Source organism: Pseudomonas sp. TREG-RG-20F-10-E-6-01 (genome assembly GCF_022662455.1).
Taxonomy (GTDB): domain Bacteria; phylum Pseudomonadota; class Gammaproteobacteria; order Pseudomonadales; family Pseudomonadaceae; genus Aquipseudomonas.
The window spans coordinates 47471-60658 of record NZ_JAKNQP010000017.1; the positions used below are offsets into that span (position 1 = coordinate 47471).

Annotated in this window: 13 protein-coding genes; 1 reads left to right on the top strand and 12 read right to left on the bottom strand. The window is 61.5% G+C overall.

What is annotated here, in order from left to right; all coding sequences use genetic code 11:
• Nucleotides 1–80 precede the first annotated feature (80 nt).
• The 11 genes from L8K08_RS27970 to L8K08_RS28020 form a co-directional block, all read right to left on the bottom strand.
• Nucleotides 81–932, bottom strand: a complete 852-nt coding sequence (locus tag L8K08_RS27970) for a transporter substrate-binding domain-containing protein (protein WP_242201426.1) — start codon at nt 930–932, stop codon at nt 81–83.
• Complete coding sequence (locus tag L8K08_RS27975) at nt 929–1705, bottom strand: amino acid ABC transporter ATP-binding protein (protein ID WP_106577380.1); 777 nt, start codon at nt 1703–1705, stop codon at nt 929–931. Before L8K08_RS27975 ends, L8K08_RS27970 begins: the two co-directional genes overlap by 4 nt.
• Nucleotides 1702–2361, bottom strand: coding sequence for an amino acid ABC transporter permease (locus L8K08_RS27980; RefSeq protein WP_032884905.1), 660 nt, complete (start codon nt 2359–2361; stop codon nt 1702–1704). The genes L8K08_RS27975 and L8K08_RS27980 overlap by 4 nt, the downstream gene beginning before the upstream one ends.
• On the bottom strand, nt 2342–3007 hold the full coding sequence (locus L8K08_RS27985) for an amino acid ABC transporter permease (RefSeq protein WP_106577379.1): 666 nt from the start codon (nt 3005–3007) through the stop codon (nt 2342–2344). Before L8K08_RS27985 ends, L8K08_RS27980 begins: the two co-directional genes overlap by 20 nt.
• 489 nt (nt 3008–3496) lie before the next feature.
• Entirely contained in the window at nt 3497–4279 is a 783-nt protein-coding gene (locus L8K08_RS27990) for a MetQ/NlpA family ABC transporter substrate-binding protein (RefSeq protein ID WP_145159742.1), read from the bottom strand.
• A gap of 124 nt (nt 4280–4403) precedes the next feature.
• Nucleotides 4404–5345 carry a sigma 54-interacting transcriptional regulator gene (locus L8K08_RS27995; protein ID WP_242201427.1) on the bottom strand — a complete coding sequence of 314 codons (942 nt, stop codon included), beginning with the start codon at nt 5343–5345 and terminating at the stop codon, nt 4404–4406.
• A 49-nt stretch (nt 5346–5394) separates the two neighbouring features.
• Nucleotides 5395–5976, bottom strand: coding sequence for an alpha/beta hydrolase (locus L8K08_RS28000; RefSeq protein ID WP_119738240.1), 582 nt, complete (start codon nt 5974–5976; stop codon nt 5395–5397).
• Between the two features lie 307 nt (nt 5977–6283).
• Complete coding sequence (locus L8K08_RS28005) at nt 6284–6685, bottom strand: biopolymer transporter ExbD (protein ID WP_145159738.1); 402 nt, start codon at nt 6683–6685, stop codon at nt 6284–6286.
• A gap of 1 nt (nt 6686) precedes the next feature.
• The gene (locus L8K08_RS28010; protein ID WP_242201465.1) at nt 6687–7409 is read right to left on the bottom strand and encodes a MotA/TolQ/ExbB proton channel family protein; all 723 of its coding nucleotides are present in this window, start codon (nt 7407–7409) and stop codon (nt 6687–6689) included.
• 51 nt (nt 7410–7460) lie between these two features.
• Entirely contained in the window at nt 7461–8282 is an 822-nt protein-coding gene (locus L8K08_RS28015) for an energy transducer TonB (RefSeq protein WP_242201428.1), read from the bottom strand.
• Between the two features lie 396 nt (nt 8283–8678).
• Nucleotides 8679–9530: a LysR family transcriptional regulator gene (locus tag L8K08_RS28020; protein WP_242201429.1), complete on the bottom strand. Its 852-nt coding sequence runs from the start codon at nt 9528–9530 to the stop codon at nt 8679–8681.
• A gap of 110 nt (nt 9531–9640) precedes the next feature.
• Here L8K08_RS28020 and L8K08_RS28025 point away from each other — a divergent pair, with 110 nt between their 5' ends.
• A complete protein-coding gene (locus L8K08_RS28025; RefSeq protein WP_242201430.1) occupies nt 9641–10840 on the top strand; it encodes a CynX/NimT family MFS transporter in 1200 nt (399 codons plus the stop codon).
• On the opposite strand, the gene L8K08_RS28030 is transcribed toward L8K08_RS28025, so the two are convergent.
• Entirely contained in the window at nt 10811–13126 is a 2316-nt protein-coding gene (locus L8K08_RS28030; protein WP_145159730.1) for a TonB-dependent receptor, read from the bottom strand. The two genes, L8K08_RS28025 and L8K08_RS28030, sit on opposite strands and share 30 nt — an antisense overlap.
• Nucleotides 13127–13188: the final 62 nt, after the last annotated feature.

Sequence of the window (13188 nt, forward strand, 5' to 3'; positions counted from 1 at the left end):
AGCCCGCATTCCAAGGTTGGAACTCGGTCAAAGGTGGGAGCTGGCTTGCCTGCGATAGCGGTAGAACAGTCAGCGCGGGATCAACCCTGCCACTTACCGCCCTCAACAATCACACTCTCAGGCTTGGTGTCATCGCTCAGCTCTTTACGCACATATTGGTCGTACAGCTTGAGCAGGAACTTCTCCTCGCCCAACTTCGCCAACTCGGTATTCACCCAGTCGCGCAGTTCGATGTTGCCCTTCTTCACGGCCGGCGCAATCGGTGCTTCATCACCGAGTTTTTCTTCCGGCACGCGGTAGCCCGGGTTCTGCTTGGCCCAGCTGAACAGCACCAGGTTGTCTTGCGCGTACGCATCGCCACGCCCGGCCGACAGCGCCTGCAGCGACTCGGAGTTTTTCTCGAACTTGAGCAGTTTCCAGTCCGGGTGGTTTTTGGTCAGCCAGATATCGGCGGTGGTGCCGGTGGTGACGATGGTGGTGCGGGTGGCCAGGTCATCCAGGCTTTTCACCGAGCTGTCCTGCGGCACCAAAGCCTGTACCGCCACTTTCAGGTTGGGGTTGGTGAAGTCCACCGCTTCCTTGCGCTCCGGCGTTACGGTCATGTTGGCTAGGATCAGGTCGACCTTGTCGCTCTGCAGAAACGGAATACGGCTGGCCGGTTCGACGGCGACAAACTCGACCTTGTTTTCATCGCCCAGCAAATCCTTGGCAAATTGACGGCCGATATCCGTATCGAAGCCGACGTAACGACCGGCTTCGTTCACAAAACCGAACGGCGGTTTGTCGGTGAATACGCCGACGATCAGCTTGTCGCGCGCCTTGATCTTGTCGATGGAGCTGGCAGCAGCGACGGGTTTGACAGGCTCTTCGGCCTTTTTATCGCAGCCGGCCAGTAAGGCGACGGCAAACAGTGGCAGCAGTAGTTTTTTCATATCAGCTCCAATTCCTTGGTTTTCTTGGGCAGTGTTGAAACAAAGGAGAACTTCTCCAGAAACTGCTGCGCGCGTGCGGTTTGCGGGTTCGTAAAGAATTCTTCGGGGGTGTTGTGTTCGAGGATGCGACCGGCCTCCATGAACACCACGCGATCAGCGACGGCGCGGGCGAAGGCCATTTCATGGGTGACGATCAACAAGGTCATGCCGTCGCGGGCCAGGCCCTGAATCACTTCCAGCACTTCCTTGACCATTTCCGGGTCGAGGGCGGCGGTGACTTCGTCAAACAGCATCACTTGCGGGTTCATGCACAGCGAACGGACGATGGCGATGCGTTGCTGCTGACCACCGGACAACTGGCGAGGGAAGGCGTCGCGCTTGTCGGCCAGGCCAACGCGTTCGAGTAATTTTTCCGCTTGGGCACGGGCTTCGCGAGGCGCGCGTTTTTGCACTTTCAGCGGGCCGAGCAGGATGTTGTCGAGCACGCTCATGTGCGGGAACAGGTGGTAACTCTGGAACACCATGCCCACGTCCTGGCGCACCTGGCGCCAATCGGTATTCTTGTCCAGCAGCTCTTTGCCGGCAAAACGCAGGCTGCCGCTGTGCGCCACTTCCAGGCCGTTGAGACAGCGCAGCAAGGTGCTTTTGCCACAGCCGCTGGGGCCGAGGATCACCACCACTTCGCCGCTTTGCACGCTCAGGTCGATGCCCTTGAGCACCTGCTGCTCGCCGAAGAATTTGTTGAAAGCCTGGAACTCGATCAATGCGCTCATGCTTGGGCCCAGCGCCGTTCCAGCACCTTGGAGGCGGCTGACAACGGGTAGCAGATAAAGAAGAAAAACAGGAACAGCACGCCGTAGATCAGTACTGACTCATAGGTGCGCTCGATGATTTGCTGGCCGACCTTGATCACGTCCACCACGCCGATCAGCACCGCCAGCGAGCTGGTCTTGATGATGCGCGTGTAGACGTTGATGGTTGGCGGCGTCATGCGCTTGAGGGCTTGGGGCAGCAACACGTAGCCGTACAGCTGCGGGTCGGACAGACCAATCGACAAGCCCGCTTCGCGCTGGCCACGCGGCAGCGAATGCAGCGCGCCCCGTACCACTTCGCCCACCTCGCTGGCGCCCCACAACGACAGCACCAGCACCGCGCACCAGAAGCTCGGGATGCTCAGGCCGAAGAAAATCGGCAAACCGAAAAACAACAGGTACAACCACACCAGCACCGGAATCGCCCGGAACAGCTCCAGGTACACCCGCAGCACCGCGTTGATCAGCGTGTTATTCAGCGTGCGCAGCACGCCGTACAGCACGCCGCCGACGGTGCTGAAGGCAATGCTCAAAAATGAAATCGACAGCGTCTGCGCAGCGCCCTTGCCCAGTTGCGGCAACGACACCCACAACAACTCAAGACCCGAACTGGCCATGCTGGAGCCTCCTTTCCAGGCGGCTGAGCAGCAGCGACAGCGGCAAAAACAACAGCACGCAGATCAGCGTCAGCACGGCGAGCATTTCGTAGGTTTTGTAGTAGAGCGCGATGTAGCTCTTGGTGGTGTAGAGAATCTCCGGCACCGCCACGGCCGAGACCACCGTGGTCTCCTTGAGCAGGAAGATGAAATTGGCGAACAGCGCCGGCAAGCTGAGGATGCCGGCCTGAGGCAGGATCACATGGCGCAGCAGCTGCCAGTCGGACAGGCCGATGGACTTGCCCGACTCGATCTGCGCCAGCGGCACCGCTTCCACACCGGCGCGCAGCACTTCGGTGAGGTAGGCGCCGCCGAGGAAGGTCATGGTGATGATCGCCGCCCAGAACCCGGAGATATTGAACCCCAGCGCCGGCAAGGCGAAGTACACGAAGAACAGTTGAATCAGCAGCGGCGTGTTGCGCGCCAGCTCCACATACAGCGCCACCAGGCGCGACAGGTACGGCGTGCGAAACACCAGCAGCGCTGCGTTGATCAGTGCCACCAGCAACGAGGTGGCAATAGCGATCAGGCCCACTTGCAGCGTCACCCCCACGGCGCTGAGAAACGCCGGCAAGGTGCTGAGGATAAAAGCGAAATCGAAGGTCATCTTGAGTCCATGACGCCGCAAGGGTAATGCAGCGGGCGCAGTCCGATCCGGCGTGGGTAACGCCGGGTAGCGCGAACTTTAAAGGTATAAAAAGTAAAATTTAAATACCCAAATAGCATATTGATATCACCCAAAAAGATAACCGCCGGATTCGCGGGTTGTCCGGGTGGCTACTATGGTTGGGGGTCTGAGATTCGAGGGATTGAACCATGAACGAAGTGAAGCCGATTGATCCGCAGGAGCTGGTGAAGTGGCTGATGGCGTTGCGCCGGGCGGTCAACACACAAAACATGTAAGCCTGCGCAAATCAAATGTGGGAGGGGGCTTGCCCCCGATAGCGGTATGTCAGCCACAGATGCATTGACTGAACCACTGCTATCGGGGGCAAGCCCCCTCCCACATTTATTGCATTCCAAATTCCAGGCATAAAAAAACGCCGACGCTATGTGAGCCGTCGGCGTTCAAACCTTGAAGGGGGTTTGGTTTACATCAGAACGCCGGTACGACGGCGCCTTTGTACTTGGAATCGATGAACGCTTTGACTTCAGGGCTGGTCAGGGCCTTGGCCAGCTTCTGGATAGCGTCGCTGTCCTTGTTGTCCGGGCGTGCCACCAGGAAGTTCACGTACGGCGACTTGGCGTCTTCGATGATCAGCGCGTCTTTGGCTGGGTTCAGGCCAGCTTCCAAGGCGTAGTTGGTGTTGATCAAGTCCAGGTCAACCTGGTCGAGCACGCGTGGCAACAGCGCCGATTCCAGCTCTTTGAATTTCAGGTGTTTCGGGTTGCTGGCGATGTCTTTCGGCGTGGCCAGGGCGTTGCTTGGGTCTTTGAGGGTGATCACACCGGCTTTTTGCAGCAGCAACAGGGCGCGGCCGCTGTTGGAGCCTTCGTTCGGGATGGCCACGGTGGCGCCATCTTTGAGCTCGGAAATATTCTTGATCTTCTTCGAGTAACCGCCGAAAGGTTCAACGTGCACGCCGACCACAGTGACCAGGTTGGTGCCCTTGCCCTTGTTGAAGTTTTCCAGGTACGGCAGGGTCTGGAAGTAGTTGGCGTCCAGACGCTTTTCAGCCACTTGCACGTTCGGTTGCACGTAGTCGGTGAATACTTTGATCTCCAGGTCTACGCCTTCTTTGGCCAGGGTCGGTTTGACCAGCTCAAGGATCTCGGCGTGCGGGATCGGCGTGGCGGCAACCACCAGTTTCTCGTTGGCCTGGGCGAAGCTTGCAGTCAGGGCAGCCGCCAGTGCGGTAAACAACAGAACCTTTTTCATGCAGTGTCCTTATCGAAATTCCGGGGCGTCTCTGACGACCGTTTTTATGGTGTGCCAGCGAAGTGCTATCGCGGCGTGGAGTGGACAATACCTATATTTTTTATTCCCGAACAATATCTTTTATTCACTTTGATATTCCATTTTGCTCATGTAGCTGCTGTTCATTTAGAAAGCTGAGCAAGGTTTGCCGCTCGGCGGCGCTGGCACTCGCGAAGATCCGCCGCACCTGTTCCAGTGGCGAGCCCGCCACCGGCAGGTTGAGATGTTCGGGCAAAATCTCATCACCACTGCTCACCAGCAACGCAAAGTGAATAACGTTTTCCAGCTCGCGGGTATTGCCCGGCCAGCTGTGGAGTTCCAACACACGCTGGGCGGCATCACTGATCAGCGGCACCGGCAGGTCCAGGCGCTGGCTGTAGATGCCGAGAAAATATTCAGCCAGCGACAGAATGTCGCCGACGCGCTCGCGCAGCGCGGGCAGGTCGAGCTGGCCTTCACTCAAATAATGGAACAGACGTTCGTGAAACTTGCCCGCCGCCACGGCCTGGGCCAAGTCGATGCTGGTCGCCGCAACCAGGCGCACATCCACCGGGCTGGGCTGGTGGGCGCCAACGCGGGTGACTTCGTGATTTTCCAGGGCGGCGAGCAATTTCACCTGGATCGGCAACGGCAAGTCGCCGATCTCATCCAGGTACAAGGTGCCGCCGTTGGCCGACCCGAACCACCCGGCCCGACTGCTCGCCGCGCCGCTGTGGCTGCCGGCCGCGTAGCCAAACAGCTCGGCATCGGCGTAAGTGGGGCTGATCGCGCCGCAGTTGACCGAGACAAACAACCCGGTGCGGTCGCTGCCACGGTGAATATGCCGCGCCAGCAGCTCCTTGCCGCTGCCGGTCTCACCGCGAATCAACACCGGCAAGGCGCGCGGCGCCAGGCTTTCCAAGTCTTCACGCAATTGGCGCGAGCGCGGGTCGACAAACACCAGGGCCTTGGCCCGGATGCTCAGCGGGCTTTTTTCGGCGTCGGGGAAGGTCAGCAAGGGCTGGCCGAAGGTTTCATGCAGACTCATGGCAGGCTCCCGCCCCAAATCCACTCAGGGACGGGGCGTTGAAAAATGTTCAGGCAGTACGCCGGGCGTGGTGCTCAAGGCGGTTTTGCAGGCGATAGAGGTAGGCGAAGCCCTGCTCCCAACGCTGGTGGCCGGACTTCACATTAATATGGCCGGCGCCGGACAGAATCCCGGCCTCTGCACCCCAATTGCGCGCCAGTTCCAGGGCCCGCGGCGCGCTGACCGCGCTGTCGTTGTCGGAGCTGACCACTTGGCTGGGAAACGGCAGCAGGTCGCTCGGGATCGGCGCGAAGTTGCGCAACGCCGGTGAACAGGCCGGGCGTTCGACATCCGCCGGAGCCACCAGCAAAGCGCCGCGGACCTGACGCAAAAAGTGCACCGGCGCAGTGGCGGCCCAATGCGCGACGGTGATGCAGCCCAGGCTATGGGCGATCAGGATCACGGGAGTGCTGTCGGCGGCGATGGCCTCGGCGAGTGCGGCCACCCAGTCTTCGCGACGCGGCGTCAGCCAATCGGCCTGCTCCACCCGCGCGCTGTTGGGCAGGCTGTTCTGCCAATGGGTTTGCCAATGATCTTCTGGCGATCCTTGCCAGCCCGGCACGATCAGATAACGAATCGACTCGCTGTGCATGGGTGTGCCCTCCTGCAGCGTTTAACGTTGCTGACCAGTATAGGGACGGGGGTTATATTCGTTAAGGAATAAGAAGCTATTTATTAATAACCAAAATCTCAAACCCATCGCAGATCAAAATGTGGGAGCGGGCTTGCTCGCGAATGCGGTGCATCAGTCGGCGCATCTGCTACTGACCCACCGTATTCGCGAGCAAGCCCGCTTCCACATAGACCTCATTTCACATCGAGCTTCAACGGAATTCCAGGCAAAAAAAAGGCCGCACCCTGCCAAGGAAACGGCCAAAAAATTGTCGAGGCATTTGAAACTAACGTGCAGTAATCACCGACAACTTGGTAATCCCCGCGCGTTCGATAGACGCCATGGCTCGCGCCACTTCGCCGTAGTTCACTCCATTGTCAGCCTGCAGTTGCACCCGCACATCGGGGTCCTTGGCCTTGGCCGCCTGCAGGTTGAATTCCAGCAGGTCCGGCTGGATTTCGTCCTTGTTGATAAACAGTTTGCCGGCGCCGTCGATACTCACCACCAGCGGGTCCTTTTGCTCAACCGGCGCCACGGCTTGGGTCTTGGGCAGGTTGATCGGGATCGCGTTGGTCAACAGCGGCGCAGTGACGATAAACACCACCAGCAGCACCAGCATCACGTCCACCAGCGGCGTCACGTTAATCTCGCTCAGCACCTCGTCACTGTCTTGCGTGGAGAAGGCCATCTCAGGACGCCTCCTTCACTTTCTGCGGGTTGCCAGCTGCGCTTTTGGTCAGCGCAGGGTGCAGCAGCACGCGGAAGGCGTTTTTCTGCGCCAGGCTGTAGAAGTCGTGGGCAAAGTCATCCAGGTCAGCAGCCGTCAGCTTCAGGCGGCGCAGGAAATAGTTGTAGACCAGCACCGCCGGCACCGCGACGGCGATCCCCACACCGGTGGCCACCAGCGCCGCACCAATCGGGCCGGCCACGGTTTCCAGGCTGGCGGAGCCGGCGGCGCTGATGCCTTTCAACGCTTGCATGATCCCCCACACGGTGCCAAACAGGCCGATAAACGGCGAAGTGCTGCCGATACTGGCGACCACAGCCAGGCCGGTTTCCAGCGAGCGACGCTCACGCACGATCTGCTGACGCAGGGCGCGTTCGAGGCGGTCCTGGTGGTTGATGGCCTGGCTCAGGTCCGCGGCGTGTGGCGTGTCACCGACCTGGATCGCGGCATAACCGGCCTGGGCCACGCGCGCCGCGGCGCCGGGCTGGGTTTCGGCCAGTTCAGCGGCCGAGTCGAGACTCGACGCCGCCCAGAACTGTTTGTGGAATTTGCGATCCTGGGCCTTGAGGCGACCAAACTGCACGCCCTTGAGCAAGGCGAAGCCCCAGGTGGCGACCGAAAAGGCCACCAGCAGCCAGATCACCGCGCTTTCGATGGATTCAACTGGAGATGCTAATGCCATGATGTTTTCCCTCTGTGCAGGTCGCGGCGTGTCCAACACACCGCTGCCGAATAGTTAGTGAATCTTGAAATCGATCGGTACGCTGACCCAGCCGTCCTGGGCCACATCGCCCTGCTTGGCCGGCACGAAGCTCCAACGCTTCACGGCGGTCAGTGCGGCGTCATCGAGTTGCTGGCGACCGCTGCTTTTCTGGACCTGGATCTCGCCCGGCTTGCCGCTGGCCAACACATGCACCCTGAGCAACACCGTGCCTTCCCAACCGCGACGCTGGGCCAGTGACGGGTACTCCGGCGCCGGGTTCTTCAGGTACGCGGCGTTCGCCGAAGCGGGTGTAACCGGGGCCGGCGACGGTGGCGCGGCTGGCGCGGGCGGTGCAGGTGGCGCCGGCGTAGGTGGCGCGGGCGGTTGCTCGACCGGTTTGGGTGCAGGCTTGGGCTCGGGCTTGGGCACCGGTTTGGGTTTAGCCTTGGGAATCGGTTTTGGCGGCGCCGGCTTGGCGGCCAACTCATCCACCACCGGCGGCGGTGGCTCGACCACAGGTGGCGGTGGTGGTGGCGGCACGGGTGGTGGCGGTTCAACCACCGGCGGCGCCGGCTGGGAAAATTCGATCGTCATCGGCGGGATTTCCGGCGGCACAATCGGCAATACCGGCGTCGGCTTCTGGCTCACCCAATAGATCACCGCACCGTGCAGCGCCAACACCAGTAAGCCGAGCAGCAGCCCTTCGCGACGGCTAGAGAAGCGCTTCGGGGTTTTCTGCAAACGCAACTGCCCCAACGGCGCCCGATGCGGCCGGCCAAGGTCGACCAACTCACCACCCGGTGCCTGGCGCCATTGCGCCTCGGGTGCACTGGCGGCGGTCTGGACATTGCCCATTGATTCACTCCCTACGGTCTTCACACAAAAAAACCGACAGGCCTGCCTTGGCGGCCGTCGAGGGCTGAATCATCGGGGCCAGACGCTTATCTCTTAAAGTAATCTTTAAAGTTATACATAGATCTAAATTGAATATGAGAAACATCCTGAAACGCCAAAGCCACGGCCTGCGCGGCCTGTGGCGAAGGTGCTGTTTTTCAATGCTTTTCAGGCATAAAAAATATTCAGTGAAGGCATCGATTGTGGCGGGTGGGCTTGCCCCGCGTTGGATTGCGCAGCAGACCCACTGGGAGATAACGCGCTGTCAGGCATATCGGTTTGGCAGGTTTTGGGGCGGCTACGCAGCCCAACGCGGGGCAAGCCCGCTCGCCAAGAACGCGGCGCTCGTCGACAGGTTTACGCTGGGCTGTTGGCGCATAACTCGAGCAATTGACGTTGCAACGTCTGCCCGGCTGCGCCCAACCCGCTGCGGCCATATAGCGCCAGGCGCACGCCTTGCACCGTGGGCAACCCGCTGTCCTCGCCGAGCACCACGTGCCCAGGCTGCACCACCCGGCGTGGTAACAGGCTGATACCGAGCCCCGCCGCCACTGCCGAACACACGCTGGCCAGGCCGGCGCTGGAATAGCCGATGCGCCAGCGCCAGCCACCCACTTCCAGGTGATGCAGCATTTCATTGCGATACAACCCGCCCACCGGAAACGCCACCAGGGGCAACGGGTCGCGGCCCAAGGACGGCATGCTGCGGCTGTCGACCCAGCACAGCGGCTCCGGCCACGACGCCAGGCAGTCGTCGCTGTCTCCCATTTGCTTGACCAGCAACACGTCGAACTCACCTGCACGGTATTGACGCTGCAGCTCCGGGCCGAGGCCGCTGGTGACTTCCAGGCGCACGCGCGGGTAGGCCACCACGAACGACGACAGCAACGGCATCAGCCGTTCAGCGGCAAAGTCCTCTGGCACCCCCAGGCGCAGCACACCCTCGCTTTGCTGAGTGATCAGCACGTCGGCAGCCTCTTCATGCAGCGCGAGGATGCGCCGCGCGTACGCCAGCAAGCGTTCACCCTCGGCGGTGGCCACCACGCGGCGCTGATCGCGGTCGAGCAACTGGCACGCCACGGCCTCTTCCAGGCGGCGAATCTGCTGGCTCACGGTGGACTGGGTCACGTGCAGGCGCTCGGCAGCGCGGGTGAAATTGCCGCAATCCACCACGGCGACAATACTGCGTAACAACACGGGGTCGAACATGGCGCTTCACCATTGCGTTTGCCACTGATTGGCATGGTTATATTTAATTTCAGAATACCTCGCGAGCTGCCCATACTTCCTGCCTCTTTTGCACACCGAAAAGGTCCTGCATGCCGCTCAACCCTTCATTCATGAGCAGACTAGCCGGTTGGGGCCTGCTGGTCGTGCTTGGCCTGAACCTACGGCCGATCCTCAGTTCCATCAGCCCGTTGCTCGGCGAGATTCGCCAGGCCACAGGCCTGAGTTTCCAGAGCAGTGCCCTGCTTACCAGCCTGCCCGTGGTGTGCATGGGCCTGGTGGCGCTGGTCGGCGTGCGCGTAGAGGCGCGACTGGGCGAGCGGCGCGGTATTGCCCTGGGCTTGATGATGATTCTGCTGGCGTGCCTGGCGCGCTGGTTGATGGGCCAGGCGTCGGCGTTGCTGGTCACGGCCTTGCTCGGCGGCGCCGGTGTGGCGCTGATCCAGGCGTTGGTGCCGGCGATGATCAAGCGCGAATTCCATCACCGTGTGCCGGTGGCGATGGGTGTGTATTCAGCGTCGTTGATGGCCGGCGGCGGGCTGGCCGCACTGCTCAGCCCGGTGGTGGCCACGCATTTCCAGCAATGGCAGGCGGGGTTGGGCGTGTGGCTGCTGCCGGCGCTGGGGGCGTTGTTGTTGTGGGCCTGGTTGCCGTTGGGTGCGCCGCGCAATCCTCACATGGCGCCCGCATTCAAAGGCCTGCGCAATCGTCGCGCGTGGCTGCTGGCGCTGTATTTCGGTTTGGTGAACTGCGGCTACATGAGCCTGGTGGCGTGGCTGCCTGCGTACTATCAGCAACTGGGCTGGGGCGTATTGCCGAGCGGTTCGTTGCTGGCCTTCATGACCATCTTCCAGGTGATCGCCGCGCTGTTGATGCCGGTGCTGGCGCAACGCGGTGTCGACCGTCGTCCGTTGCTGGGCATCAGCCTGTTGGCGCAAACCATCGGCTATCTGGGCCTGATCATCGCGCCGCTGGACTATCCGCACCTGTGGGTGGCGCTGTGCGGCTTCGGCCTGGGCGCGTGTTTCGCCCTGAGCCTGCTGCTGACCCTCGACCATCACCGGGACCCACGCCAAGCTGGGCAACTGGCCGCCTTCGTGCAAGGCGTGGGCTTTCTGATCAACGCAATTTCACCGTGGCTCACCGGCTGGCTGCGCCAACTCACCGGCGGCTTTGTCAGCGCCTGGGTGGTGCTGACGGTGACCGCGGTGGCGATGCTGCTGGTGACACGGGTGTTCAGCCCGGCCACCTATCGCAGCACATCAGAAGTCATAGCGCCCGGTCACGCCTAACGTGCGCGGTGTGCCCAGCAGGCCTTCGTAGCCGCCGTTGCCGCCGGTCCACAGGGTGGTGTAGTAGGTTTTGTCGAAGGCGTTTTTCAGCCACAACGACACGTCCCACTGCCCTTGCTGATAGTTGCCGCGCAGGCCGGTGGAGAGGTTGACCACGGCGTAGGCGGGGATCTGCCCGTAGTCGGAATCCTCCACGGTGCCCACCGCTTTGGAGCGGAACGCGTAGCTGGCAGTTACGTAAGGTTCGAAGCCGTTATCCAGGTTCCACTTGTACTCACCGTTGGCGTTGGCGATCCACTTGGATGCGCCGACCACCTGGTGGCCGGTCAGGTCGCAGGACGCCGGCGCGCCCGGACGCAGGCTGACTTCCGGTGGGCACGGCGCATCCTTGTAAGACAGGTAACTCACATCGTTGAACGAACCGTTGAGGTTCAGCGTCAGGCCCTTGAGCGGCACCAGCGTGCTTTCCACTTCAACCCCGCGCGAGCGCACGGAGCCGGCGTTGGTCAGGTACTGCACGCGGTTGTCCTGGTCGTAGGCGTTGGTCTGGTAGCCGTTGACCTGGGTCCAGAACAGGTTGGCATTGAGCTGCAGGCGGCGGTCCCACAGCGTGCTCTTGAAGCCCAGCTCGGCGTTGTTGGCGCGCTCGGTGCCGATCAACAGTGAGTCGGCCCCGGCGGTCGGCGCGGAGCCCACGGCCAGGTTGACCCCACCGGATTTCTCGCCATGAGACAAGGTCGCGTAGCCCAGCAGGTTCTCATTGAAGTGATAGCTGAGGTTCAGCAGCCCCGACGGCGTTGCGCTGTACTGGCTGAGGTCGCCCGAGTCGTACACCCCGGCACGCCCGCGCCGCGCCGTGGCTGCCGCGCCGGTCACTGCCGCGCCACCCACTGGCGCATTGCGCGTGACCCAGGCGCTTTTCTCTTCATAGGTGCCGCGCAGGCCGGCCGTGAAATCCAGGCGCTCGGTGAGGTGCCAGGTGCCTTGGGCGAACAGGGCAAAACTGTCGGTGCGGATATGCCCGTTGCCGACGCTGCTCACATTGTTCAACGCGCCGGTTGGCGTGCCGTTCCAGATATCCGCCTTGGGCCCGTAATAGGCGAAGGATTTGTTATCCAGCGAATTGCCGAAGTAATAGGCGCCCAACACGTAGTCGAAGAACCCGCCGGTAGGCGAGGCCAGGCGGAATTCCTGGGACCATTGTTTATCTTCCACCGACACCCCGGCGTTATACGCCGCCGGCACGTTGAGCCCGTCGTCGTTACGCGGGGTGAAATTCCACCAGCGATACGAGCTGACCGAGGTCAGGGTGAAGTCGCTGGGCAGGGTCCAGTTGGCCTCCACAGACGTGCCGCCCTGGAACACGGTAACGTGCTGGTCGTTGTCCAGATTGACCTTGCGGTGGGTGCCATCCACCAGTGTCGCTCCCGCCGCCGTTGCCCGCGATTGATACAGGTTGGTGCCATTGATGGTCGGCCCGGTGCTGTACAGCACGCGCGTGCCGGCGCTGGAATCTTCCTCGTTGTAGTCGCCGATCCAGCGCAGGTTGAACGTCTCGCTGGGCTTGTACAGCAACTGCCCGCGAAAGCCCTGGCGTGAGCCGCCATTGAGGTCGTGGCCGTTGTATTCGTTCTTGATGTCGCCGTCGCTGCGCGTGCGATAGGCCGAAAAACGCCCGGCCAGGTCATCGGTGAGCGGGCCCGAAATGGTGCCCTTGGTCTGGAAATAACCGTCCTCGCCCAGCGAAGTTTCGATGCTGCGCTCCGGGGTAAAACTAGGCGCGCGGGTGCTGATATTGATCACGCCGGCGGTGGTGTTTTTTCCGAACAGCGTGCCTTGCGGGCCGCGCAACACTTCCAGCTGTTCGATGTCCATCAAATCAAACACCGCCATGCCCGGCCGGCCCAGGTACACGTTATCGATGTACAGCCCTACGCTGCCTTCCAGGCCGTCGCTGGCCGGGTTGTTGCCCAAGCCGCGAATCGACACGCTGGACTGGCGCGCATGCATGTAGGCGACGTTGACGCTGGGCACCAGTTGCTGCAAATCCTGAATGCGATAGACCCGCTGACTCTCCAGCGCCTGGCCACCAATCACGCTCATGGGCGTGGGCACTTCCTGGGCACTTTCGGTGCGCCGCCGCGCCGTCACCGTGACCGTCTCAAGCTGGCCGCTGGCGTTTTCGCCCTTGCTTGCCGGCGCGGGTGTTTCGGCGGCCTGGGTCGGCGACCAACTGGTGCTGCCGGCCAGTAACATGGCCATCGGCAAGGACTTCAACAGACTCATAAGCGGCTCCGGACCTTGGAAATATCCCTTATCGAATATTCCATTAGGTTATTTATTTATGT